The sequence below is a fragment of the uncultured Intestinibacter sp. genome (assembly GCF_902468165.1).
Taxonomy (GTDB): Bacteria; Bacillota; Clostridia; order Peptostreptococcales; family Peptostreptococcaceae; genus Intestinibacter.
Map to the genome: position 1 here is coordinate 1 of NZ_CABQXJ010000012.1, position 26162 is coordinate 26162.

At 28.1% G+C, this 26162-nt stretch carries 31 protein-coding genes and 1 riboswitch; of the genes, 26 read left to right on the forward strand and 5 right to left on the reverse strand.

What is annotated here, in order from left to right; genetic code table 11:
• The first annotated feature begins 61 nt into the window (after nt 1-61).
• The 4 genes from RDX53_RS03720 to RDX53_RS03735 all read left to right on the forward strand — a co-directional run bounded on the left by RDX53_RS03720 (nt 62) and on the right by RDX53_RS03735 (nt 2797).
• Nucleotides 62-604: an NADH peroxidase gene (locus tag RDX53_RS03720; protein ID WP_295571793.1), complete on the forward strand. Its 543-nt coding sequence runs from the start codon at nt 62-64 to the stop codon at nt 602-604.
• Nucleotides 605-785: 181 nt separating this feature from the next.
• A complete protein-coding gene (locus RDX53_RS03725) occupies nt 786-1154 on the forward strand; it encodes a GntR family transcriptional regulator (protein WP_195931551.1) in 369 nt (122 codons plus the stop codon).
• 1 nt (nt 1155) lies between these two features.
• Nucleotides 1156-2040 (forward strand): ABC transporter ATP-binding protein, encoded by an 885-nt coding sequence (locus RDX53_RS03730; RefSeq protein ID WP_195931552.1) that lies wholly within the window; start codon nt 1156-1158, stop codon nt 2038-2040.
• Nucleotides 2033-2797: a hypothetical protein gene (locus tag RDX53_RS03735; protein WP_307993718.1), complete on the forward strand. Its 765-nt coding sequence runs from the start codon at nt 2033-2035 to the stop codon at nt 2795-2797. The genes RDX53_RS03730 and RDX53_RS03735 overlap by 8 nt, the downstream gene beginning before the upstream one ends.
• Nucleotides 2798-2842: 45 nt before the next feature.
• On the opposite strand, the gene RDX53_RS03740 is transcribed toward RDX53_RS03735, so the two are convergent.
• Nucleotides 2843-3019, reverse strand: a complete 177-nt coding sequence (locus RDX53_RS03740; protein WP_307993719.1) for a hypothetical protein — start codon at nt 3017-3019, stop codon at nt 2843-2845.
• Between the two features lie 165 nt (nt 3020-3184).
• Nucleotides 3185-3403, reverse strand: coding sequence for a hypothetical protein (locus tag RDX53_RS03745; RefSeq protein ID WP_307993720.1), 219 nt, complete (start codon nt 3401-3403; stop codon nt 3185-3187).
• Between the two features lie 321 nt (nt 3404-3724).
• Here RDX53_RS03745 and RDX53_RS03750 point away from each other — a divergent pair, with 321 nt between their 5' ends.
• Together RDX53_RS03750 and RDX53_RS03755 are read left to right on the forward strand one after the other, a co-directional pair.
• Entirely contained in the window at nt 3725-3862 is a 138-nt protein-coding gene (locus RDX53_RS03750) for a hypothetical protein (protein ID WP_307993721.1), read from the forward strand.
• Between the two features lie 175 nt (nt 3863-4037).
• A complete protein-coding gene (locus RDX53_RS03755; RefSeq protein ID WP_307993722.1) occupies nt 4038-4790 on the forward strand; it encodes a TIGR02206 family membrane protein in 753 nt (250 codons plus the stop codon).
• 893 nt (nt 4791-5683) lie between these two features.
• Here RDX53_RS03755 and RDX53_RS14020 read toward each other — a convergent pair.
• From RDX53_RS14020 to RDX53_RS03765, 3 genes are all read right to left on the reverse strand, one after another.
• Nucleotides 5684-5857, reverse strand: coding sequence for a DUF1697 domain-containing protein (locus RDX53_RS14020; RefSeq protein ID WP_331606674.1), 174 nt, complete (start codon nt 5855-5857; stop codon nt 5684-5686).
• A gap of 5 nt (nt 5858-5862) precedes the next feature.
• The gene (locus RDX53_RS14025) at nt 5863-6054 is read right to left on the reverse strand and encodes a DUF1697 domain-containing protein (protein ID WP_330605605.1); all 192 of its coding nucleotides are present in this window, start codon (nt 6052-6054) and stop codon (nt 5863-5865) included.
• 228 nt (nt 6055-6282) lie between these two features.
• The gene (locus tag RDX53_RS03765; RefSeq protein ID WP_195931558.1) at nt 6283-7092 is read right to left on the reverse strand and encodes a MetQ/NlpA family ABC transporter substrate-binding protein; all 810 of its coding nucleotides are present in this window, start codon (nt 7090-7092) and stop codon (nt 6283-6285) included.
• Between the two features lie 111 nt (nt 7093-7203).
• Nucleotides 7204-7305: riboswitch (SAM riboswitch) on the reverse strand.
• Nucleotides 7306-7629: 324 nt separating this feature from the next.
• Here RDX53_RS03765 and RDX53_RS03770 point away from each other — a divergent pair.
• From RDX53_RS03770 to RDX53_RS03865, 20 genes are all read left to right on the forward strand, one after another.
• A complete protein-coding gene (locus RDX53_RS03770) occupies nt 7630-8472 on the forward strand; it encodes a putative ABC transporter permease (RefSeq protein WP_307993723.1) in 843 nt (280 codons plus the stop codon).
• Between the two features lie 98 nt (nt 8473-8570).
• On the forward strand, nt 8571-9287 hold the full coding sequence (locus tag RDX53_RS03775; protein WP_307993724.1) for a hypothetical protein: 717 nt from the start codon (nt 8571-8573) through the stop codon (nt 9285-9287).
• 81 nt (nt 9288-9368) lie between these two features.
• The gene (locus RDX53_RS03780) at nt 9369-10517 is read left to right on the forward strand and encodes a DUF362 domain-containing protein (protein WP_307993725.1); all 1149 of its coding nucleotides are present in this window, start codon (nt 9369-9371) and stop codon (nt 10515-10517) included.
• A gap of 111 nt (nt 10518-10628) precedes the next feature.
• A complete protein-coding gene (locus RDX53_RS03785; RefSeq protein WP_295676952.1) occupies nt 10629-11897 on the forward strand; it encodes a dihydroorotase in 1269 nt (422 codons plus the stop codon).
• A 152-nt stretch (nt 11898-12049) separates the two neighbouring features.
• A complete protein-coding gene (locus tag RDX53_RS03790) occupies nt 12050-12382 on the forward strand; it encodes a hypothetical protein (protein WP_307993726.1) in 333 nt (110 codons plus the stop codon).
• Between the two features lie 147 nt (nt 12383-12529).
• A complete protein-coding gene (locus RDX53_RS03795) occupies nt 12530-13747 on the forward strand; it encodes a VanW family protein (protein ID WP_295572144.1) in 1218 nt (405 codons plus the stop codon).
• Nucleotides 13748-14079: 332 nt separating this feature from the next.
• The gene (locus RDX53_RS03800; protein WP_295676950.1) at nt 14080-15132 is read left to right on the forward strand and encodes a Fic family protein; all 1053 of its coding nucleotides are present in this window, start codon (nt 14080-14082) and stop codon (nt 15130-15132) included.
• A gap of 359 nt (nt 15133-15491) precedes the next feature.
• On the forward strand, nt 15492-16439 hold the full coding sequence (locus RDX53_RS03805) for an ATP phosphoribosyltransferase regulatory subunit (protein ID WP_195931444.1): 948 nt from the start codon (nt 15492-15494) through the stop codon (nt 16437-16439).
• Between the two features lie 11 nt (nt 16440-16450).
• On the forward strand, nt 16451-17101 hold the full coding sequence (gene hisG / locus RDX53_RS03810) for an ATP phosphoribosyltransferase (protein ID WP_295676949.1): 651 nt from the start codon (nt 16451-16453) through the stop codon (nt 17099-17101).
• Nucleotides 17102-17134: 33 nt separating this feature from the next.
• Nucleotides 17135-18166, forward strand: a complete 1032-nt coding sequence (gene hisC / locus RDX53_RS03815; RefSeq protein ID WP_295734344.1) for a histidinol-phosphate transaminase — start codon at nt 17135-17137, stop codon at nt 18164-18166.
• A gap of 115 nt (nt 18167-18281) precedes the next feature.
• Complete coding sequence (gene hisB, locus RDX53_RS03820; RefSeq protein ID WP_295778877.1) at nt 18282-18860, forward strand: imidazoleglycerol-phosphate dehydratase HisB; 579 nt, start codon at nt 18282-18284, stop codon at nt 18858-18860.
• The gene (gene hisH, locus RDX53_RS03825) at nt 18860-19468 is read left to right on the forward strand and encodes an imidazole glycerol phosphate synthase subunit HisH (protein ID WP_195931448.1); all 609 of its coding nucleotides are present in this window, start codon (nt 18860-18862) and stop codon (nt 19466-19468) included. The genes hisB and hisH overlap by 1 nt, the downstream gene beginning before the upstream one ends.
• The gene (hisA, locus tag RDX53_RS03830; protein WP_195931449.1) at nt 19465-20178 is read left to right on the forward strand and encodes a 1-(5-phosphoribosyl)-5-[(5-phosphoribosylamino)methylideneamino]imidazole-4-carboxamide isomerase; all 714 of its coding nucleotides are present in this window, start codon (nt 19465-19467) and stop codon (nt 20176-20178) included. The genes hisH and hisA overlap by 4 nt, the downstream gene beginning before the upstream one ends.
• Entirely contained in the window at nt 20172-20930 is a 759-nt protein-coding gene (gene hisF / locus RDX53_RS03835; protein ID WP_307993727.1) for an imidazole glycerol phosphate synthase subunit HisF, read from the forward strand. The genes hisA and hisF overlap by 7 nt, the downstream gene beginning before the upstream one ends.
• Nucleotides 20931-21097: 167 nt before the next feature.
• Entirely contained in the window at nt 21098-21763 is a 666-nt protein-coding gene (gene hisIE / locus RDX53_RS03840; protein WP_307993728.1) for a bifunctional phosphoribosyl-AMP cyclohydrolase/phosphoribosyl-ATP diphosphatase HisIE, read from the forward strand.
• Between the two features lie 197 nt (nt 21764-21960).
• A complete protein-coding gene (locus RDX53_RS03845; RefSeq protein WP_243269623.1) occupies nt 21961-22755 on the forward strand; it encodes a polysaccharide deacetylase family protein in 795 nt (264 codons plus the stop codon).
• Nucleotides 22756-22761: 6 nt separating this feature from the next.
• Entirely contained in the window at nt 22762-23724 is a 963-nt protein-coding gene (locus RDX53_RS03850) for a peptidylprolyl isomerase (RefSeq protein WP_307993729.1), read from the forward strand.
• A 437-nt stretch (nt 23725-24161) separates the two neighbouring features.
• Complete coding sequence (locus tag RDX53_RS03855) at nt 24162-24731, forward strand: HDIG domain-containing metalloprotein (protein ID WP_195931565.1); 570 nt, start codon at nt 24162-24164, stop codon at nt 24729-24731.
• A gap of 9 nt (nt 24732-24740) precedes the next feature.
• Nucleotides 24741-25271, forward strand: coding sequence for an SDR family oxidoreductase (locus RDX53_RS03860; protein WP_331606689.1), 531 nt, complete (start codon nt 24741-24743; stop codon nt 25269-25271).
• A gap of 153 nt (nt 25272-25424) precedes the next feature.
• Nucleotides 25425-25997: a hypothetical protein gene (locus RDX53_RS03865; RefSeq protein WP_295676936.1), complete on the forward strand. Its 573-nt coding sequence runs from the start codon at nt 25425-25427 to the stop codon at nt 25995-25997.
• The last annotated feature ends 165 nt before the right edge of the window (nt 25998-26162 follow it).

The window sequence follows — 26162 nt, forward strand, 5'->3', positions numbered from 1 at the left end:
TATAAAGTATATTATATATATTAATTTAATAAAATAATTTATATATTTAGGAGGAATCGTTATGAAAAAGTGGGTATGTCAAGTTTGTGGATATATATATGAAGGGGATGTTGCACCAGAAGAATGTCCAGTCTGTCATGTAGGAAGTGAAAAATTCGTTGAATTAAAAGGCGAAATGGTTTGGGCTGATGAACATAGAATAGGTGTTGCACAAGGCGTAGACGAAGAAATAGTAGAAGCATTAAGAGCTAACTTTACTGGAGAATGTACAGAAGTAGGGATGTATTTAGCAATGAGTAGACAAGCAGATAGAGAAGGGTATCCTGAAATAGCAGAAGCATATAAAAGAATAGCTTTCGAAGAAGCTGAACATGCTGCAAAATTTGCTGAACTTCTTGGAGAATGTGTAGTAGCTGATACAAAAGAAAACTTAAGAGTAAGAGTTGATGCTGAATACGGAGCAACTGATGGAAAATTAAAACTAGCTAAAAAAGCTAAAGAATTAGGATTAGATGCTATACACGATACAGTTCATGAAATGTGTAAAGACGAAGCTAGACACGGTAAAGCATTCTTAGGTTTATTACAAAGATATTTTGGATAATAAAATTTGATTTAAATATAAAAATAGAGATTTATATAGATAAAGACCTTGCCAATTTGCATGGTCTTTTTTTAATTTAAAAATATTTAATAAAAAACTATTGCCAAATATATGAAAATAGAATATTATATAGACGTGTGGTTAACTACTCAAGTAACTAACTATATAAGGAGGTGGCGCTTTGAAGTTAGAACTTAATGATCATGAGCCGATATTTATCCAAATTTCAAAAGCTATAGAAGATGAGATTTTATCAGATTCAATAAAAGAGGAGATGCAAGTTCCGTCTACTACAGAGTTATCAAAATTTTATAAAATCAATCCAGCTACAGTTTTGAAAGGTGTGAATATATTGGTCGATAAGGAGATTTTGTTTAAAAAGAGGGGTATAGGTATGTTTGTATCTAAAGGTGCAAAAGAGATAATTAAAAATGGAAGAAAAGATAATTTTAAAGAAGTTTATTTAAAAGATTTGATTTCAGAAGCAAAAAAGCTTGGAATTACAAAAAAAGAACTTTTAGATATGATAAGTGATTTTAAGGAGGAGTAATATGGATTTGGCAATAGAAATAAAAAACTTAAATCATAGCTTTGGGAAAAAAATAATCTGTAATAATATGAATATAAACTTTGAATACGGAAAGATTTATGGTCTTTTAGGGAAAAATGGTACTGGAAAGAGTACACTTATCAACTTAATCGGCAATCAGCTTGTATGTAAAAGTGGTGAAATTAAGATATTTGGAAAAACTGTTAAAGAAGACATTTCAGTTTTGGAGGATATATGTATTGTAAGAGAGAAGGAGTTTTTCCTAAAAGATTATAAGGTTAAAAGCATTTTTAATATGCATTCTAAATTTTATAAAAACTATGATTATAACTTACAAAACAAATTATGTAGATTGTTTGAAATAAACGAAAAACTTACATATAAAAGTTTGTCTAGAGGTCAAAAGACCTTGCTTTCAAATATAATCGGAATTTGTTCAAACTGTCCTATCACAATATTTGACGAGCCGACAGTAGGGCTAGATGCAGTAAATAGAAATTATTTTTATGACGTTCTTATCGAAAGTTATAGTGAAAATCCAAGAACAATAATAATTGCAACTCACTTAATTGAAGAAGTTGAAAATCTATTAGAAGAAGTTGTAATAATAAAAGACGGGGATGTAAAAATTACTGATAACTTAGAAAATATAAGACAAAAGGCTTATTTTATAAGCGGAAATAAAAATAAGATAAATAATATTTTTGAGCTTAAAGATCAAAGGCCATTAAAACATTTTGGAGATAATTATACTTACTGGTATTACGGCGATTTGAATAAAACTATAAAAAATAAGATGGACGATTTTAATATATCTTATGAAAATATATCGCTTAATGAGTTATTTTTAAGCATGAATAGAAAGGATGTGACTTTATATGAATAAAAATCCGTTTTATGAAATTTTCAAAGGATATATTCCAAAACTTATAATGATAATATTTATATTGATTGCTGTGAACAATATAATCCCATTTATAAGCGGTATGAGAGATTATTTTTCAAATAATAGAGATGGGTTAATTTTTATAAGTAGAACGTCTGATATATGTTATATGGGAGTATTTCTTTTAACTTTAATATTTACGAATAACTTCCTACCACAGATGTTAAATATAAGAGGTGATAGAGATGCATGTATAAAATCATTTTTCAAGATGATGCTAATTGTTATAATAATAGCTGTAGTATCTGGAGTGGTAGTTGAATTTTCTTTAGATTATATATGTAAATTATATAATGTTAAAGCAGAGTTTTATACTAGAACAAGCACAATAGAGTGGCTTGGAGAAGGCATGGACAATATATTTATAATTTTAGGAATTAGATTTATAAGCAGTTTATTTGTTATGTCTATAGCTTATATTTGTGGTTCTATGTTTTATAGATTAAAAATGAAATACAATATTTTAGTTTTTATATTAATTCCGGGTATATTATTGGGAGTTGTATTTAATATTTTATTTAGTAATAGATATATTGGGGATAAACTTGAAACAATAATGTGGAGTATAACTTGTTTTGTTGAAAAGCCAATTATAACTATTATTTTAGAAATTTTATTTACAGTATTGTTTATAATAATCGGAAATAAATTCTTAAAAAATGCTCCGATTGCAGAATATGCTCACGATTTAATATAAACAAAAAAGTAGGTATTATACTAAGTGATGTAATACCTACTTTTTTTAATATTTTCCTATAACAATCATAAAGAACCATATAATCATAAACGGTACATTTAGCATTAGCACCCATGATGGGGCGAAAGGACTTATTATGCTATAGCCTGCGATAAAGATTCCAGCAAGTACACCACACACCTTAATAACTTTATTACTTGTTGTAAATGCAGATGATATCAACCAAATTCCTTCAAAACAGTGCGCAGTAAGTCTTATTGTTAGACATAAAGAAAGACCATTTTGGACTGCAATGCCAAGAGAAGCATCTCCAAGGATGCTATAAAAATTGTTTATATAGAGAATACCGCTTAATATATCGAGTACAATCCAAAAGATACCAGCTGTTTAACCCCATTTAGGAGTTGCTAATTTGTTGATAAAGAAAAACATAGAAATGTGCCATATTATACCGAAATATTCTCTTACATATTCGCCAATTCCACCGTTTAATGCAAAAAGTGGCATAGAACATAGTAATATCACAAAGGATATCGTAGCCAAGGTTTTAAGTGGTGGTAAGTAATCATCTTCCATTTTAAAAGATACATTTAATTTTTCTTTCATAATAACCTCCATTTTAAGCAAAAATGCTTTATTAAAAATAATAAATATATTTGGTAAAGTCATTTTAATATACAAAAAGAAATGCTACAATAGTATCACAACTTATAAAACGGAGGCGATATAAATTGTATCATATCAAGCATGATAAACGTGTATATAAGTCAGCAAATCTTATATGTGATGGATTAGCAGAGATGTTAAAAGTGAAATATTACAGCAATTGTAAAAAGTAGACGATATGATATATTTTTATTTTCTACAAGAAAAAAAGAAAGTCAACTTATACAGAATATAGAAGTTGAAATGAATAAGCATGATTTGATGTATTGTACTCCCATACTTAATCAAATAGCCTTCGTAGCACTTGAAATTTGGGTAGAGAATGGTTGTAAGGAAAGTGCAGAAGAACTTTATAGTATTTTGAAACGAGAATTGAAGATAATCAGTGAAAATATGTAGTAAAAAAGGAGTGAATAGAATCACAAATTTTTAATTGTATTCACTCCTTTTTTAACACATATGAATTATATTAATTTATACATAGCTGCAAATTATAAATTATATATATGTGTTTTAAAAATAGTTTTATTATAATATAAACTATTTTAATAAATAAAACTGGGAGTTAGACAAAATGGATTTTTTAAAATACTTTTTTAGAAAAACATCAAAATACTGTAATTTTAAGATGTTTGGATGGCAGCATATAGCTATATTATTCATAGGTACTTTGGGTATAATATCTATGATAAAGAGAATTGCTGTAAATAGGAAATTCGAAAAAATTATAGGTATAGTATTATTATCACAACAAATAATATTATATGCATGGTATTTACTATCAAAATACCATGTATTAACTGAAGGTCTACCATTATATCATTGCAGAGTTGCAATAATACTTATGGGAATTGGACTATTATTTAATAAAAGTATCTGTAGAAAATTAGGTTCTATGTGGGGATTGATAGGTGCAGTATTTGCATTAATATATCCATCAGGATTAGACCCATTTTTATTTCCTCATATAACTCAATTTTCTTTCTTCATAGGACACCTATTCCTTCTTTGGGGTTCTGTTTATTGCATATTTATAGAATGTGTTAAATTTGATAAAAAGGACTTTAAAACAGCTATATATTTCACTAATATATACCATGTATCTATGTTTATATTAAATCATATAATAGGATCTAATTATGGCTTTATGAGAGTGTCACCTATTGGTATAGGTAATAATTTGCATCCATTAGTATATGGATTTATAGTTATAGGTATATTTAATTTATTAATGATTTTCATGAATGTATTGATAAATAGACAAGAAAATAGTAGTGAAACAGTAGAATCTTTAGTAGAATTAAACCTTGATGCAAATGCTTTATAAGTAGTAAAAATTTGGGCGCATTATGAAAAAACTAGCTAATTTATTATAAATTTAGCTAGTTTTATTTTTTAAACATCTATCTCAATATGTTTTACATAAAATCTATATTAGGATATCCAGGTAAATTGTACTGTCCATTTTTTAAAGGAGTACCTAAGCTATCGATAAAATTATTTAGATCTTGCAAATTTGATTTTATCTTTCTTTCTGAATAGCAGTTTTCCTTTTTGAATGTAAGAATGAGCAAAACTGCCTTAGATGCATTTGTTTTTTTTGCCTCTTTTAAGACACCTTTTGTAGATGTTAAAAGTTGATATCTTATCTCTATATTTTTATATAAATCATATCCATAAATATCATTATATAGACTATTTACTCTTGTAAATTTATTGTCAGATATACTATAAAGTAATTGTTTATAATCATTATTTCCAAATAACTCTTCATGAGCTGCTTTCCCAAAATCTTCATCACTCTTGGCTTCAATTCCTATTACAACTTCACTTTCCTTAACAAGTAATAAGTCATGGTGACGACCACTACCTCTACCTTCAAGACTTGTTACTGCTTCGGGTTCACCATAGAATATGCTATTTGGATTGCATCCTAACTGAGACAGTATAATTTCTATTTCTTTTGGAATACATCCATTTCCACCTATTATATATTTGGCTAATTCTTTAGCACTTCTTCCATCTTTCCAGTGTAGACTTGAATTTTGGGGTGGTGCAAAGTTGTACCAATCATCTACAGAATTAATTTGCTTAGTATTTTTCTTTAATTCTAACTTGTACCTTTTGTATAAAGCCCCCCTACTTAATTAACATTTAAGTTCATCAAGATATTTTGATGATAACTTAATTATCTCATCAAGCTTTGTTTTAGCATTAATATTATTTATTAATAATTTTCCTTACAGTATTTGCAGTTCTAATTGTAATATTATCACTTATATTAGAACTAGTAGTTCTTGACCACCAATTAGGTGCATTATTTAATATTTCTTTTAATTCTTCTTGTAAAATAATAAAAATCGGTATGTCTAAATCAAATCTGTCTTTTATCATGGATTTTATATTATCTGAAAGACTGAAAGAATATTTTTATCATCAATATCACTTGAAAAAATAACATTACCACTATTGAGATATGTAGAAACATCTGTAAAATGAAGTTTAATAAATCCTTCTTTTAATTCAGACATAGCTATCTTATTTTTTCTGCTTATATTTATTCCTCTTAATAAAGCAATATATCTGTTCATATAACAATTTTATCTCCATAATTATAATTTAAATATTTCTTTAAGACATAGCGTATGACAAATGATTAAGTGTCTTTCTAAGAGACTGGCGTATTTATATTTAAGAACGATTTGTTTTTTATAATTTATCTTATTAATATTTTAACACTAAAATATATTTAATGAAGGCTATTTCATAAAAATGAAATACAATAAAAAAACCTCGCATTTTGTGCGAGGTTTTCTTGTCTAAAATACAGGTACTATAACACCTTTATAATGTTCTTCTAAGAATTTTTTAGATTTTTCACTAGTTAAAACTTTTTTAAGAACTTGAATTTTTTCACTATCTACATCATCAGTTCTACTTACGAGTATATTTGTATAAGTTCCATCTAATTTTGGGCAGTAGATACTGTCTTTATTAGCATCTAAGTTAGCTGCAACAGCGTAGTTACCATTTATAAATGCGCAAGTTACATCACTTAAAAGAGATGGAAGTTGAGCTGCATTTGCTTCGATAAACTCGATTTTTTTAGGATTTTCAACTATATCTTTAACTCCAGGATTTTCAACACCATCTTTTAATTTTATTAAACCTAGCTCATCTTGTAGATATTTAAGAGCTCTTGAGCCATTTGTTGGATCATCTGGAAGAGCAAATTTGTCGCCTGCTTTTAAATCATCAATAGATTTTATTTTATAAGAATATACGTATAATGGAGATTCATATAAACCAACTACTGGTGATAATTTATAACCTTTTTCTTCTTTTGCTTTATTTAAATATGGCTCATGTTGGAATAAGTTTGCATCGATTTCACCGTTGTCTAAAGCTTCATTTGGAAGGTTGTAATCATCAAATATTGTTATTTTAAGTTCGTAACCTTCTTTTTCAATATCGTCTTTTAAATACTCAAATAAATCTCCACCAGGAACTTGAGTTGCTCCCACTTTAATTACTTTGTCTTCGGCATCTGATTTAGAGCAACCTACTGAAAGTGATAATACTGCTAATAAGCATAATACAATAGATATAATTTTTTTTGATTTCTTCATAATAAGAAATACCCCCTTGTTGTAATTTTTTAAATAAGTCTATCTTCTTATATAAAGAATTTAAAAACTAAAAAAGGTCTGAGTATAAACTCAGACCACGTTATCAGTTTATACTTATCTTTCAGCACAATGCTGCAGGATTTAGCACCATATATAAATTATATTGGTTGCCGGGTTTCATAGGGCCAGTCCCTCCACCGCTCTTGATAAGACTTATTTAATTTATGTTATGAAGTATATTACAAATATTTTGAAAAGTCAACTGGTTTTTTGGAAATATTTGAAAAAATCTTAAATTTAAAAATAATTTATTTATATTTCGATAGTTGTTTGTTTTTTAGTATTTCTTATAAATGATTTATATGGTTATTATAGTTGGAGAAAAAGAAAAAAAATTCAGGCAGAATTATCATAATTTAATATAAACATGTATTTATATAGTATAATTAAAATATTGTTTATTTCTAAAAATTGTAAAAAGTAATGAAGAGTTAATAATTATAAGGTAGAATATAAATAAATATTAAGGAGGAGTTTATGAGTATAGTGTATAATTACATGTTGTATTTTTTTATATATTCATTTTTAGGCTGGGTTTGCGAGAGTATATACTGTTCTTGTCTACAGAAAAAGGTGATAAATAGAGGATTTTTGAATGGACCAGTATGCCCAGTTTATGGTGTAGGAGCGTTGATTATAATTATTGGGTGCTGGTCTTATAGAGATAGCATGATAGGTGTATTTATATCGGGAATGATTTTGACATCTATGCTTGAATATATAACAGCAACTATACTAGAAAAGTTATTTCATGCAAAATGGTGGGATTATTCAAATCATAAATGCAATATAAATGGCAAGGTTTGTTTATTAAATTCTACTATGTTTGGAATTATGAGTGTATTTGTTGTTGAATTTTTGCATCCATTTATTATAAATAATTTAGAAAAAATGAATACTACAGTGTTGTATGTGCTTTTAATTTTCGCTATTATCACTATGATTAGTGATTTAATAGTTACAGCAAGGGCATTAGGAACATTGACATTAAAAGTAGATTCACTGACAATGCTTGTAGATGATATGAAGAAAATACATTCAAAATTTAAATTATATGAAGATGATGAGTTTTTAAGTAAATTAAAGAAAAGTCCAGAAGAAGTCGCTCAGAAATTAAAAATGGCTTCATCAAAATACGGCGATTTAGCAATACAAGATAAAATTGATGATATACAATTTAAATTTAGTTCTTTAAAACAAAAGGCATTTATACACAGAAGATTGATAAATGCATTCCCCAATATGAGATCTTCAGGAAATAAAAAAAGAGATGCACATTTTCAATATATTAAAAAGATGCTTAGAGAAAAAAATAAATAAATCTTATACTATAAATACGAGGGAATATATCTATTTAGATAGAAATAAGATATATTTAAAAAGGGTATAATTTATAAGAAATGAAGGGGAGAAATAAAATGAAAAAATTAATTTTTACACTTATTATATGCATAGGATTAATTACAATAGGGTGTGAAAACAGCTTGAGTTCGAGAGAAAATTTTAATACGAATACTTCTTCAGAGATAAACGACAATGAAAATTTAGCAGGTAGTGATAACGACTTATCTAGCAGTGATAATCAATCAGGCTCTACACAAAATACTGTAAAAGAAAAAATAGATATATCTTCAGAAGAAGTTATTATATCATCAGTTTTATATAATATGTACCAAGAAAATATAGATTACGATACTGCAGTAAATTCAACATATCTGCCAAATACAGCGTATATGGTCTTAAATACTTATGTAGGTGGCGACTATTTTATAATGTCGAATAATGGCTATTGTATAGCTAGAGATGATGCAAATCAATATATTAAAGTTATATCTAGTAAATTTAATGGAGCTAGATTAAATGACACAATAAATGATTTTTCAAATTTATTATATTATTCAGAATCAGAAGATATGTATTATATAACACCAGCAGATGGAGGGCCTTGGATTAGTATAGAAGTAATAGACGCATATGATAATAACGATAAAACATATACAGCTATTGTAGATGCATATTTTGAATCCAATGGTGGAGACCATGATTATATAGGACAATATAAAGTTTCATTAGTCGATAATGATAGCACATCGAAATTTAATTATCGTATATCAAATATTGAGTATATAAATTAAATAGAAAAGTATAAAATGTTGGGATATATTATTCCAACATTTTTTTAGAATATATAATAAAAAACGAAAGGGAAAACGAATATGAAACAAGTGAGTATTAGGGAATGTGAAAGTTATGATTATGATATTTTGAAAAAATCATTTGAAGATTTGATAAGTGATATAGGACCTCTTGAAAGTTTTATAAAACCCAACAGTAAGGTACTTATAAAGCCTAATTTAGTAATAAAAAAATCTCCAGAAGAAGGGGCGACTACTCACCCTGTTCTTGTTAGAGTTGTTTGTGAAGAATTATTAAAATTAAATTGTAAGGTGATAATTGCTGAAAGTCCGGGCGGTCCATATACAAAAAACAACTTAAAAGGATTTTATAAAACATGTGGATTGATAGATGAGCTAAAAGGCTTAGATGTAGAGTTTAATTACGATACTTCTGAAACAAAAGTTCAAAATGACAACGCGATATATTTAAAAAGTATGAATATTATAAGTCCAATAACTAAAGTCGACCATGTTATAAATTTATGCAAATTAAAGACACACAAGATGGCAAAATACACAGGTGGTGTAAAAAATCTATACGGTGTAATTGCAGGTTTAGAAAAGACGGAAATACATTATAGATTTCAGACAGAAGAGCTATTTTGCGAAAATGTACTATTAGATATATGTCAATATATAAATCCAAGCCTTACAATTATGGATGGAGTTTATGGAATGGAAGGTGAGGGGCCTACTGCTGGTGATATTAGAAAAATAGGTGTTTTATTAGCATCTTATAGCCCATATGCACTCGATATAGCTGGATGCAAACTTATAAATTTAGACCCTATAAAAGTTGGAACAGTAAGGGGCTCTATAAAGAGAAACTTAATAAAAGATGATTTTTCTGATATAGAGTTTTTAGGAGATAGTATAGAAAACTTTATAGTAAAAGATTTTAAAATTCCGATTACAAGTTCTGATTTTAGACTTTTATCATTAAAACTACCTAAAGTTTTAGGCGATATAGTAGATAAAATAATAACTCCAAAGCCGATAGTAGATTATAAAAAATGTGTAAAATGTGGGAAGTGTAAGGTGTCTTGTCCTTCCAAAGTAATACAAATTACAGACAAGGGCGCCGAAATAAATTTAAAAAAATGTATAAGATGTTATTGCTGTCACGAGCTTTGTCCTAAAAAAGCTATACATATAAAACAAAATATATTTTTTAAACTTGTTAAGTGATTAAATACAATATAAAATAGATATAATCAATTAAAACTTGAAAATTAAAATATACATATAGAGAGGAGTAATTAACGTTATTTATATAAATTATACGTTAATAAGTGAGTTATGATTTTAATAAAAAATGGTAGATTAATAGATCCACTTTCTAAAAGAGATGAAATAGTAGATATAGCGATTGAAAATGAAAAGATAAAAGAAATAGGGAAAAATTTATCTGAAAAAGATTTTGAAACTGTTATTGATGCAAGTGGATGTGTAGTTTCTCCAGGTCTTATAGATATACATGTGCACTTTAGAGACCCAGGTTTTACACGCAAAGAAGACATATTTACAGGAGCAAAATCAGCAGCAAAAGGTGGTTTTACAACTGTTGTATGTATGGCAAATACAAAACCAGTAGTAGATAATCCAGAAACTTTAAAATATGTATTAGATAAAGGTAAAGAGTCTGATATAAATGTACTTCAAGTTTCGACTGTTACAAAGGGACTTAGAGGAAAGGAACTTGTAGATTTTGATGAAATGTTTGAAGCTGGAGCTGTAGGATTTAGTGATGATGGTATCCCAATAAAACACACTAGACTTGTGTATGAAGCTATGAAAAAAGCAAAAGAATTAAATGTACCTATAAGTTTACACGAAGAAAATCCAGTATTTATAACTAAAGCAGGGGTAAATGAAGGTAAAGTATCAAAAGCATTAAAGCTTGAAGGTGGAGCACCATCTATAGCTGAAAATATAATGGTGTCGAGAGATGTTATGATAGCTTTAGAAACAGGGGCAAAAGTAAATATTCAACATATAAGCTCAAAAGAAGCCGTTAAAACTGTCAAGTTTGCAAAGTCTTTAGGTGCTAATGTCTATGCAGAAGCTAGTCCACACCATTTTACATTAAATGAAGAAGCAGTTTTAAAATACGGTTCACTGGCAAAGATGAATCCTCCTCTTAGAACAGAAGAAGACCGTCTAGCTATAATAGAAGGATTAAAAGACGATACAATAGAAATAATAGCGACAGACCACGCTCCACACACAAAAGAAGAAAAAGACAACGAGTTTACTAAATGTCCAAGTGGTATAACTGGTCTTGAAACAGCTTTAGGTCTTGGGGTAAAAACTTTAGTTAAAGGTGGTCATTTAGATTTAATGCATTTATTAGAAAAAATGACTATAAATCCAGCAAAACTTTACAATCTAGACAGAGGTTTTATAAAAGAAGGCTCATTTGCTGATATAGTAATATTCAATCCAGATGAAAAATGGGAAGTAAAAGAATTTGCATCTAAGGCTACAAATACACCATTTATAGGAGAAATATTAGACGCAAAGATAAAATATACTATATCTGAAGGAAAAGTAGTATATAAAGGGTAAGTTGATATAAATACTCAGCTTAAATTATATATAAATAGTGATTTTATCTAAATTATTATGTATAAATAGCTATTTATCTAAATTAACAAAATATGTAAAAATATGATATAATTTATATGGAATATGAAATATATTTTGAGGGGGATTTAGATATGGCTAGAGGGAAAAAATTCAATGTTTTTATGGAACATGTGACAATTGACTACCCAACACTTATGAAATACAGAAATATTTTAGATGAGTACATAAAAAAACACGATTTGTGGGATGTAAACACTAGAGAATGTTGGTTATTTGACTTAATCGACTTTAAATTACAAGGTAATTCAGGACTTTGTTATAGAAGTATACGTATGTTAGAAACTCATTGGGGATTTGATAGCGACAATGACGATATTGATTTTTATATAATAAGACATATGCAAGAACTTCAAAAGAAAATACTAGAAGAAGAAAAAAATGAAAAAAAGCGTAAGAAGATTTAAATAAATTGCATTAAAACTATTAGATAATATCACATTTGATAATATCTAATAGTTTTTTTGTATTATTAAAGAAACAAAAAGGAAGAATAATAAATATGTAAAAGAAAATACACAAATTTCTTGTGTATTGAAACGGGAGGATTTTATATGTATAAAAAAATTATAAGTGTTATCTTTACTTTTATTATTCTAACTTGTTGTTTGGGAAACACTATAATAAAAAATAAAGAAGAGAAAATTTATAAAAATGTATATATTGAAAATATAAATATGGAATCTATGACAGAAAAACAATGTATAGATATTTTAAATGAAGCTTATCCACTAGAAGATATAAATTTAAAATACAACTCAAAAGTGTGGACAATACATCCTTCTGATATAGATTTTAGATATAAGGTGAAAGAAGCGACTAATAAAGCACTTTCCTACACAAGAACAGCTAAAAAACTAGAAAATTTAAAACGAAAATCAAAACTTATCTTAAATGAGAGGCATCATATAGCACTAGAAGCCACTTATGACAAAGATAAATTAGATGTGATAATCGACTGTATTGCACAGCAAATAGATAGAGAGGCTTTGAGTGCTACTTTGGCGATAGAAAATGACGGAAGTTTTAAAAAGTTACCATCAAAAGATGGTAAAGAACTTCAAAAAGACGAAATAAAAAAAGAAATAGACGATATTATAAAAAATAAAAATATCATGGATCTAAATCTTCCAGTAAAAACTACAATACCTAAATTAAAAACAGAGGACGTAGAAAGTGTAAATTCTATATTAGGACAATTTTCAACTGCTTTTAATAATGAAACATCTAGAGGTAGCAATATTCATGTTGCAGGCGAGAGTTCAAGTGATATAATCATCATGCCCCAGGAAACATATTCATACAATAATGCAACTGGACCTAGAGTTCTAAGCAAAGGATACAAATATGCACCAGTAATTGTCGGAGGAAAATATATAAATGGTGAAGGCGGCGGAGTGTGCCAAGTATCTACAACAATATACAATGCAGCACTACTCGCTGGATTAGAAATAGTAGAAGTTCACAACCACACTTACTTATCTCACTATGTTTCAGGTGGAAGAGATGCGACAGTAGCTTATGGATATTATGATCTAAAATTTAAAAATCCATATTCTCATCCAATATATATAAAAAATATAGTGGGCAAAGGATCTATTACAAGTAAGATTTATGGGTGTAGAGATGATGCACAAAGAATATACGTAAGAACAGAGCATGAATATAAAAAAGATAAAATAATAATAAAGACATATAGAGTTTATTTAGATAAAGAAAATAAAAAAATAAAAGAAGAGTTGATATCGACTAATAAATACGACAATAAATAAAATAAAATCCCTCTAAATACAAAATTAATTACAATATATAATTAAAATGTATAAAGGGGGATGTTTATTTTTACAAAGATTACAAAATTTCATATTAAAAAACTATTGATAAAATAGAATAAACAAAACTAAGTTTAAATAAAGAAAATTAAGTCGATTTTTAGTATATTACCTTGATTTTTTATCTTTTTTTGAAAAATACTATACTTTTTAAATTGTTAGAAAAAATATAGAATCACTATCAAATTGTAAGAAATGTAAAAATATGCTAAAATTAAGTCAAAATAAGGTGATTAATTATAAAAAGTGAAATTTAGGTTTGGAGTGATTTTATGGAATACATTATAGGGAAAAAATTGCTAGATACACCTGTTAATATGAAAGTTGTCAAAATGATATCGATTATAAATGAATGTAAAGGCAAACAAATAGTTTATAAGAAGCAGCCCAAAGAAGTATTAGAAAAATTAACGGAAAAAGCAGTATTAGATTTTACTATAGACTCATGTGAAAGTATCATATTAAAGGGAGAAGAAATAAGAAATATATTTTTAAATGAGGTAAAACCAAAAACAAGAGAACAAGTCAGCATAATGGAATTTAGGGATAGTTTAAAAACTGTAAATAGTGCATATGAAGATATGTCATTAAGTTCACAGACGATACTAGAGCTACATGGATATCTACATCGCCTCTCTTTAGTTAGAGGAGGAAAATATCGAACTGAGGAAAATAACCTTCTACGTACAGATTTTTTTAGAGACGATATTTTTAATAATCACGGTGTATTAATCAAGAAGAACATAGAAGAAAGACTAGATCAATACATAGAAGATTTGTGCAGAGAATACAATAGATTGATTAGAGAAAATGAAATAGACAATTTAATAATAGTTGCAGCATTTATACTAGATTTTATATTAATTTCACCATTTGAAGAAGATAATGTAAAAATGGCCAAACTATTGACTGTGCTATTGCTCAATAAAAATGGATATACAATTTCAAAATACGAAAGCTTAGGAAAAATCTATGATGAAAGTGAAATGGTCTATTTTAAAGGATTATTTGCTAGAAAAAACGACACAGAGAAGTTTTATTATAGTATAAATAAATGGATAGAATATTTTTTAAAATTTATATTAGATGCATATTTAAATCTAGGAGAAGAACTTAACTTAAATAGTATCAAAAAAGAAACTAAAACAAAGAGAATTGAAAAGATAGTCAATTCTACTTTAGGTTATTTTACAAAAGATGATATAAAAATACAATGCCCAGATATACCAGAGCCTACAATAAATAGAGTTTTTAATAATATGAGAAAAGACGGGAAAATTGAAGTTGTGGCAAAAGGTAGAAGTGCAAAGTGGAAGAGAATATAAATAATAAAAAATTATTGAAAATTAAAAAGAAGTGTACTACTATTTAAAGTATCAAAATAAATATTAGAAAATTTAACAAAATACAGTTTTCGACATAAATTAAATTACAGTAAATAATTGAAGTGGAGGAATGGAAGATGAATTTAATAAGCAGACAATTTAATAAATTAAATATAGAAAAATTAAATCATCACCATCATCATAGATATTAGGGATTGTAATTATGGAGAATATTTTTCATAGATACAAGCCCTATTTGTGTTAGCTAAAGGCTTGTATCTATGATGGGATAAAGTTAAAACCATGTAGGTAAAAGCCTACATGGTTTTTTAATATATAAAAAGTAGAGGTGTAATGAAATGGAGTTTTTAAGAATACAAGATGAATTAAACTTTGCAAAGAAGAGATATGAACTAACAAAGAAAATAGAGACATCTTTTGTAGATGCAGGTTTCATACAGATAAAACCCGAGATATTTGAAGAATATGACGAAATTACACAAATTGATAAAAATATTTCGACAAAGTCTATGGTAAAAGTAGTTAGCAATAAAGTTATGGTACTTAGACCTGATATAACTATAAGTCTTATGAAAAACTTAATACCTAGATGGGAAGATGATTTGAGTTTGAAATTATTTTATCATTCAACAGTTTATAAAAACAAAAGAAATGGAGATGGAATTATACAATGTAGACAGTTTGGATGTGAGTATTTAGGTGAACCATCAATGGATGCAGATAGAGAAGTTGTAAATTTAGCTTTTAATATTTTGAGAAAGTTTACAGATGAATTTTTACTTGAAATAGGAAGCGGCAACTATATAGATGGATTTGTTGAAGCATTAAATATAGATTCTGATACTGAAAGACAATTTAAAAAATTGCTGTATAGAAAAAATAAACCCGAACTAGAGGCATTTGCACAAAAATTAGATATAAAACCAGAATTAAAAGAACTAATGGTAAATATTTTGAGCATTAGGGGTACTTTAAAAGAAGTTACAGAAAGAGCAAATAAATATTTTACAAATGCCAGAATGAAAAAAGGAATTGATCAATTAAATACAATAAGTACTTTAATTTCAAAAGAAGACTTAGACAAATATACATTATTCGATTTATCTATGGTATCTAAGCTAGATTATTATGATGGAATAATGTTAAAGGGGTATTATAAAAGTTTATATAAAGAAATATTAAGCGGAGGTAGATACGATTCTCTTACAGAGTCATTTGGAAAAAGAGTCCCTGCTATAGGATTTACAATCTACTTTGACGCATTGATGGAAGCTATTAATAGATAGGAGATGGGGTTATGGACAATTTAACAATAGCAATTGCAAAAGGGAGAATTGAAAAAGATATTTATAGAAGACTTAAAGATTTAAATATGGAGAAATGGATAGATAGAGATTCTAGAAAATTAATATTTACAGATGAGGAAAATCACATAACGTATATTCATGTTAAACCTAGTGATGTTGTGACTTATGTTGAAAAAGGTGTGGCAGATTTGGGCATTGTAGGTAAGGATACAATCTTAGAAAATGAAAACAAAAGTGAAGTTTATGAACTTTACGATTTGGGATTTGGAAAATGCAAGTTTTCAGTAGCTGGTATGAAGGGCAAAAAGGATAAGTATTTGACTTGTGAAAATTTAAAGGTGGCGACTAAATATCCTGTAATAGCAAAAAACTTCTTTAAAAGAAGAGGGCAAAAGATAGAGATAATTAAATTAAATGGCTCAGTAGAATTAGGCCCTATTGTAGGTCTATCAGATGTAATTGTCGATTTAGTCGAAACAGGAAATACAATAAAGGCAAATGGACTAGAAGTATATGAGGATTTATTTGATATAAGCGCCAGAATAATCGCAAATAGAGTTAGTTATAAGTTTAATTATGAAAAAATTCAAAAAATAATAGATTTATTCGATTCAACAGTAAAAGCAAGCGACTATAAATAATTAGATAAAGAATTTAAAGTGAGGAGTGGTGATATGAATAGAGAAAAAGAAAGTATTAGAACCTTAGAACCGTATGTTACAAATCCAACAGTATGTTCAGTAAAATTAGACGCAAATGAAGGCGATAAAGATCTATATCTTGATTTATTAAAAAAATTAGGAAATAGCGACCTTAAATTAAATTACTATCCAGACGATTCGTATACCGAGTTAAAAAAAGAAATCAATAATTATGTCGGATATGAGCCTAAGAATATAACTGTTGGAAATGGTTCAAGTGAGCTATTGGATTTATGTGTAAAGACTTTTTTAGATAAAGACGAAATGATACTGAGCCTAGATCCTACTTTTAGTATGTATTCAATTTATGCACAAGTTTTTAGTGCAAAATATGTGGGCGCTAAGACGGAGGACGATTTCAAATTAAATGTAGACAGTATAATTGAAGATATTCAAAAAAATAGTCCAAAGTTAATCATCCTTTGTAATCCAAACAATCCAACAGGCTCAGTTCTTACAAAAGAAGAAGTTAGAAAAATCGTAAAAAGCACAGATGCATTAATAGCTTTAGACGAAGCTTATATGGAGTTTGGAGATGAATCTCTAATTGATGAAGTTATGAATTACGACAATTTGTTAATTGTAAAAACTCTATCAAAGGCATTTTCGCTAGCGGGAATAAGAATGGGATATATAGTTGCAAATGAAGATATAATAAATTCAATCGAAAAAGTTAGAGCTCCTTACAATTTAAATTCTCTATCGACATATATAGCTACAGAAGCCTTAAGACAAAAGGATAGAATGTATGATTATGTGAAAAGTATAAAAGAAGAGAGAGAAAAGATGTATAAGACGTTAATTGATTTAGGCGTTAAAGCGTATAAATCAAGTGCAAACTTTATATTTTTCAAAAGCGATATAGAAGATTTACAAAAGAAATTAATTCAAAAAGACGTCTTAATTAGAAAGTTTAGTTCTAAATTAGAGGGATTTTATAGAGTGTCAATTGGTACAAAAGAGCAAAATCAAAAATTCTTAGAAGCATTAAAAGAAGTTATATAGGATTTTGAGATATATAAGTAGATGAAATATATATTAAATGAAATATAGATATTGAATGATATATATATAATAGATTGAGATAAAATTATAAATTAAGTTAATCGCGGGGGATAAGATGAGAACTTACAAAATAAATAGAGATACATTGGAGACAAAGATTTCAGTTGAGATAAATTTAGACGGAAGTGGTAAATCAGAAATAGATACAGGGATTGGTTTTTTCGACCATATGCTTACCTTAATGGCGTTTCACGGCAAATTCGATATAAATATAAAATGCGAAGGCGATACTTATGTAGATGATCACCACACAATTGAAGATATAGGAATAGCACTTGGGCAGTGTGTAAAAAATGCCCTAGGAAATAGACGAGGAATAAAAAGATATTCTACAGTTTTTATTCCTATGGACGAATCACTAGCACAGACCTCAATTGATATAAGCAATAGACCTTACTTAGTATTTAATGCAGAATTTAAAGATAAAAGAGTTGGAAATATGACGACACAAATGGTCAAAGAATTTTTTAGAGCATTTGTAAATGAGTCAAGAGTTACGCTACACATAAACTTATTATATGGGGAAAATGACCATCACAAAATAGAAGCGATATTTAAATCTTTTGCAAGAGCATTAAAAGAATCAATAAAAATAGTTTCAGATGAGGTGTCTTCATCAAAGGGGGTTTTATAATGAATATTATAGTTGATTATGGCTTGGGAAATTTGGGTTCTGTAATTAGAGGGTTTAATAGAGCAGGTATAGATACAAAATTATCTAGAGATTTAGAAGAAATTAAAAATGCAGATTCGCTGATTTTGCCAGGGGTTGGAGCTTTTGGCGATGCAATGAATAAATTAAATGAGCTTGAGTTAGTAGATACAATTAAAGATTTTGCAAAAACAGGGAAGTACATGATAGGTATTTGCCTCGGGATGCAGATAATGTACGAACAAGGAACAGAATATGGAACTCACAAAGGACTCGGTCTTATAGAGGGTTCTGTAGATTTTTTAGATATAAATTTAAAAGTGCCACATATGGGTTGGAACGATTTAAAATTCGAGAAAAAGGACGACTTAATTTTAAAATATATAAAAGAAGGCGACTATGTATACTATGTTCACTCATATTACGCAAATTCTAATAACAAAGAATTAATTGCTTATTCAGAATATGAAAAGAAGATACCAGGAATAGTTAGAAAAGACAACGTATATGGATTACAATTTCATCCAGAAAAAAGCGGTCAAGTAGGAGCAGATATATTAAAAGCGTATAAGGAGTTGATTTTAAAATGATAATTTTCCCAGCAATAGATATAAAAGATAATAAATGTGTAAGACTTACACAAGGCGATTTTGACAAAGTAAATATATACAGTGAGGACCCATATCTTATGGCTAAAAAATGGGTAGAGTGTGGAGCTAAATTTATACATGTTGTAAATTTAAATGGTTCAAGAGATGAAGTAGGAATAAATGACGAGACACTAGAAAAAATAGCAACATCAGTAGATATACCAATCCAAGTTGGAGGTGGAATTAGAGATGAGAAAAGAGTAAAAGAGCTTTTAGATTTAGGAATAAATAGAGTAATTGTAGGGACTATGGCGATTGAAAATAAAAACTTGCTAAAAGAATTAATCAATAAATACGGTCAAGAAAAAATAGTAGTTTCAATAGATGCGAGAAATAAAAAAGTTGCGACTCATGGTTGGGAAAAATTAAGCGACATAGATTCCGTTGATTTATGCAAAGAATTAGAACAAATCGGTGTTAAGACAATCGTATACACAGATATATCAAAAGATGGAATGCTTAAAGGACCAAACTTCGATATATACAAAGAATTATCACAAAAAACTTCACTAGACATAATAGCATCAGGAGGGGTTACATCTATAGATGATATTAAAAAACTTAGAGATATGAATATGTATGGTGCAATAATCGGAAAGGCACTTTATGATAAAAAACTAGATCTTAAGGAGGTAATTGACTTATGTTAACAAAGAGAATAATACCATGCTTAGATGTGAGAAATGGAAGAGTAGTAAAAGGAAAGAAATTTAAAGATATAGTTGATGTAGATGACCCAGCGACTTTGGGCAAATTTTATAGTGATTGTGGTGCTGACGAATTAGTATTTTACGATATAACTGCATCTAGTGAAGAGAGAAAAACTTCGCTCGAATTTGTCACAAGAGTTGCAGAAAAGATAAATATACCATTTTGTGTAGGCGGTGGAGTTAGTACTATTGATGATTTTACAAACATACTTTTAAAAGGAGCTGATAAAGTATCTATAAATTCATCTGCTGTAAAAAATCCAAATCTTATAAGAGAGGCATCAGAAAAGTTTGGAGCACAATGTGTAGTACTATCTATGGATGCAAAGAAAAACGATAAAGGCTCTTGGAGTGTGTACGTAAAAGGCGGTCGCGAAAAAACAGACTTAGATGCCATTGAGTGGGCGAAAAAGGGAGTTGAACTTGGGGCTGGCGAAATCGTAGTAAACAGTATAGATGAAGATGGAATGAAAAATGGATATGATATAGAATTATTGTCCAAGATAACTTCTACTGTAAATGTTCCAGTAATAGCATCAGGAGGTGCTGGAAATATGGATGACTTTGTAAAAGCTGCAAAACAAGCAGATGCAGATGGAATACTTGCGGCATCAGTTTTTCATTTTGGCGAAATAAAGATAAACGATTTAAAACAATATATGAAAAAACAAGGTATAGAAGTTAGAATATAAAAAATATGAAATTTAACAGATAAATATATGGAAGTAAATGGAAAAATAGCGAATATTGAGTTAAAATATAGATATGGTGAAAATTACGATAAAAAGAATATGTTAAAAATAAATTATAAAATATAAATTTTCATACGTATAAAATTAAAAAATATGGGGAGATAAATATGAGAGATAATTTAATTACAGAAAAGACATTAGAGGGAAAAATTGATTTAGACGCCATAAGAAACTTAAAGTTTGACGAGAAAGGACTAATTCCAGCAATTGCACAAGATATAGATACTAAAGAAGTGTTGATGATTGCTTATATGAATGAAGAATCAATAAGAAAAACTTTAAGTGAAAAAAGAGCATGTTACTATAGCAGAAGTAGACAACAACTTTGGACTAAAGGTTTAACTTCAGGCAATATACAAGAAGTTAAAGGACTATATTACGACTGTGATGCAGATTCAATATTAGTTTTAGTAAAACAAAGTGGGGTTGCATGCCATACTGGTAATTACTCATGCTTTTTTAACCCAATTATGGAAAAAGAAAAAATAGATACAAAAGACGTATTAGAAAAATTATATGCATTATTAGAAGATAGAAAATCAAATCCAGTAGAGGGTTCTTATACAAATTACTTATTTGATAAGGGATTAGATAAGATACTTAAAAAAGTAGGCGAAGAAAGTGCAGAAGTAATAATCGCTGCAAAAAATAAAAGCAAAGAAGAAATGACTTATGAAATAAGTGATTTAGTTTACCATACATTAGTTCTTATGGTCAATTCAGGTGTAAAAATTGAAGATATAAAAAAAGAATTAATAAGTAGAGAAAAATAAAATTAGATTTTTTATATAAAATAAAAGTAGGTGATAATAAGAAGCTATAGTTTTATTATTGTCTACTTTTATTTTAAGTATTTAAAAATGTGCCTTTTTATGACAAGATTACTAAAAATTCAGCATTGATTATAGAAATTAAATATAGGAAAATGAGAACAATAAATATTATAAAAAAATTATAAGGGGGGATTATCTTGAGATTAAAAAATAAGCTGACAGTAATCATTTTAGTTGCATTGTCTTTATTTTCGCTGACAGGGTGTAGTAATAAAAAAACAAGTGAAGATGAAAATAATATAAATGCAACACTAGCATCTACAACATTATCAGATATGATTTACAATTCATCACAAGAAATAAACAAGGGCCCAACAAAAACCTATGGGAAGATAGCTTACCTAACTATAGATGATGGACCGTCTCAATATACTGATGAAATGGTAAAAATACTAAAAGATAATAATGTAAAAGCTACATTTTTCATGATAGATGGGAATATGAAATCTTATCCAAATCAAGTTAAAAATGCATTAGAAGCTGGAAATAGTATAGGATTTCACAGTGTAAGTCACGATATACACAAGTTGTATAAAACTCCTATGTCTGCCAAAAAAGAATTTGATACTTGTCAAAAGACTTTTGAAAAAATAACAGGAGAGACATCAAATCTTATAAGGCTGCCATTTGGAAGTAAGCCATATACTTCACAAGCATCATATGACAACATAGTAAATGCTGGATACAAAATATGGGACTGGACTTTAGACACTGAAGATTGGAAGTCTACATCACCACAAATTGTTCAAAGTATAAAACAAAATGCAAAGGGAAATGAGATAGTAATCCTTATTCATGAAAGAAAACAAACTGTTGCTGTATTAGATCAGATAATCAAGTATTTAAAATCACAAGGATATGAAATAGTTCCAATAACTCAAACACAAGAAGAGCAAAATTATTGGAATGAAAAATTAGGAAGTCAAGGTTAGAGGTAGGTGGATAAATTGAAAAAAACGCTATATTTAGGATTAGTAAGTTTATTATGCCTATCTATGATAGGATGTTCCAGTAAAAATGCATTTAAAGTAGGTGATATTGAATTTTTAAATCAAGATGTAGAGAGGGTTGAGTCTATATTGACAGCCACTTCAAACTACACAGATGCAAATTATCTTTCTGATTTTAAAAGCTCAAAAGATAATAAAGAAATAACAAGTAAAGTAATAGACTATATGATAGACAACGAAGTTGTATACCAAAAGGCTCAAAGTGAAGGAATAAAAGTAGATGAAAATGATGTAGAGCAAAAATACAATCAAATTAAAACTATGTTAGATGCAAATGGTGATTATAAAAAATCACTAGAAAAAGCTAATATAGACGAAGCATATTTAAAAGAAACTATAAAAAAAGATTTAGTAATAAATAAATATAAAGAGAAGTATGAAGAAGATTTAAAAGTTACAGATAAAGAAATAGAAACTTATTACAACAAAAATAAATCAGACTTTAAAGAAGAATCAATAGAAGCTTATCATATATTAGTTTCGATTTTAGATGATGAAGATAAACAAGTAAGTGATTCTGAAAAAGATAAATTAAAATCAAAAGCTAATAAAATAGCAGAGAAAATAAAATCTGGGGAGGATTTTGAAAAACTAGCAAAAGAGAATTCTGATGATAAAAGTACTGGTAAAAATGGCGGATATCTAGGTTATTTTACAAAGGAAGATAAAAATCCTGAATTTACAAAAAAAGTATTTAGTCTGGATAAAGGTCAAGTATCAGATGTATTCGAAACACCTTATGGCTATGAAATAGTAAAGGTGACAGATAAAAAGACAAAACAAAAATCATTAGAAGATTGTAGAGAAGAGATCGTAAATAGAATACTTGCAGAAAAATATCTACAACATATAGAAAAATTAAAAGACGATACTACTATAGAAAGAAATTAAGATAAATATAAAAAAGACATACTGCCAAATTACATAGGGAGTATGTCTTTTTTTAGTTGACATTATTATAAATAACGTGAATTTAACTCAATGGATGAAGTCTTTCGCGCTGAATTCTGAGTAATAGATGAAATCATTGACGCTAAACTTTGAGCAAAGGATGAAGTCGCCCACGCCAAACTTTAAGCAACGAATGAAGTCGTTGGCGATATGAACGAAGTGAATTTTAGTATGTATTATATATAATTTTATGGATACAATATATAAATATTGATTTTATAGTAAAAAGCAGTATTTATTGATAAAAATGTAAATAAGTAATATAATTTATTTAATAAATCCAAATAGGAAAATATTTACAAAGTATAGCTTTGTTTTCCTATTATTATAATAAGAATTATATGATTTAATAAATAATATAACTGGGAGGTAATAAAATGTATCCAACAAGGGAAGAAGCATGGGAAATTTTCACTGAATACAACAAAGATGAACATCTAATAAAACATGGATTGACTGTAGAAGGGGTAATGAGACATTTCGCCAACTTATATGGTGGCAATCCTGATGAATGGGGAGTTGTAGGATTACTTCATGATGTCGATTATGAATTATATCCAGAAGAACACTGCAAAAAAACTATAGAAATACTACAAGATAAAGGTATAGACGAAGAAGTAATTCGTGCAATAATAAGCCATGGATATGGTCTTGTAAACGATGTAAAACCAGAAACAGATATGGAAAAAGTTTTATATACAGTAGATGAATTGACAGGTCTTATAACAGCGGCTGCTATAATGAGACCATCAAAAAGTGTATTAGATATAACACTTAAATCTGTTAAAAAGAAATATAAATCAAAAGGATTTGCAGCAGGGGTAAACAGAGAAGTAATCGAAAATGGATGTAAGATGTTAGGAAAAGAATTAAATGAAGTTATAGAAGAGACTATTTTAGGTATGCGCGAAGTTGCAGAAGAAATAGGTCTTAAAGGGGATCTTTAAATATAGTCTATTTTAAAAGTAGACCTTTATGGAACAGCAGTATTATTAGAAGAAGTAGGTAAAGTGATAAAAGAAGGTGGAGTTGGAGTAACGATATCTAGCCAATCAGGACATAAAATGAAAGATTTAGGAGCAGAAATTGACAATCGACTAGCGACAACACCAACAGAAGAACTTTTAGATTTAGAAGTTTTACAAATTAAAAATATAAAAGATACTCTACATGCATATCAACTTGCAAAACGTGTAATGGGTTGTGCTGTAAAATGGGGAGAAAAAGGAGCAAGAATAAACTCTACCTCACCTGGAATAGTTGTTACACCTTTAGCAATAGACGAATTCAACGGTCCAAGAGGCGATTTTTATAAAAATATGTTTGCAAAATGCCCAGCGAGAAGACCGGCAACTGCAGACGAAGTGGCAAATGTAGCCGAATTATTGATGAGTCCTAAGGGTGCATTTATAACAGGAAGTGACTTTTTAATAGATGGAGGCGCTACAGCATCTTATTTCTATGGGGCATTAAAATCAGAAAAATAGAATATAAATTATTAAATAAATTAAAAAACATCTCTATATCATAAATACTTAGAGATGTTTTTTAGTTAAAATATAGAAAATAAAATAATTTGAATAATATTTAATATTAACCAAATACTATATATAATAAGCATGCTAAGGAGATATTTTACTATGAAAAAGCAAAATATATTTAATATAATTCACGTGATAATATATTTAATCTATGCTTTATGCATAGGATATTTTGTTACAGTAAGAGATTTTCGATCAATTATTTTATCAATTTTAAGCTTAATCGGAATTATAATTTTAGTTATACTAAATAAAAAGTATAATCATCTATTTGGAAATTTACTTGTAACGACCTTAATTATTTTTATACCAATAGCAATAATCGGCGGTACTTGTTTTGATTTCTATCGATTTAATCATTTTGACGATGTTTTGCATATAACATCTGGTTTTATTGGATGTATGGCAGCAAAAATAATATTTTATTTTAGCCAAAATGAAACAAATACACGTAGAAAGAGATTATTCTTTGTTATATATATGTTTATGTTTAGTATGGGTGTTGCAAGTATATGGGAGCTTATTGAATTTGGGCTTGATAAGTATTTAGGATTTGACTGTCAAGCAGGAGGTCTTACAGATACTATGTTTGATATACTTGACTGTCTAGTTGGAAGTATTATCGCGACAACATACTATTACTTTAAAATAAAAAAGCAAGATGTAAATTAAATTGCCATCTCCTATATTTTAATAAAATAATAAAAACGTCCCTCTTATAATTTAGTGGGGCGTTTTTAAATTATTTTATATAGAGCTATACTTATTATTATGATAGAATATGTTTATTATATATTTTGCTGAGTAAAGAATATAAATAAATATTTATCAAAGGGA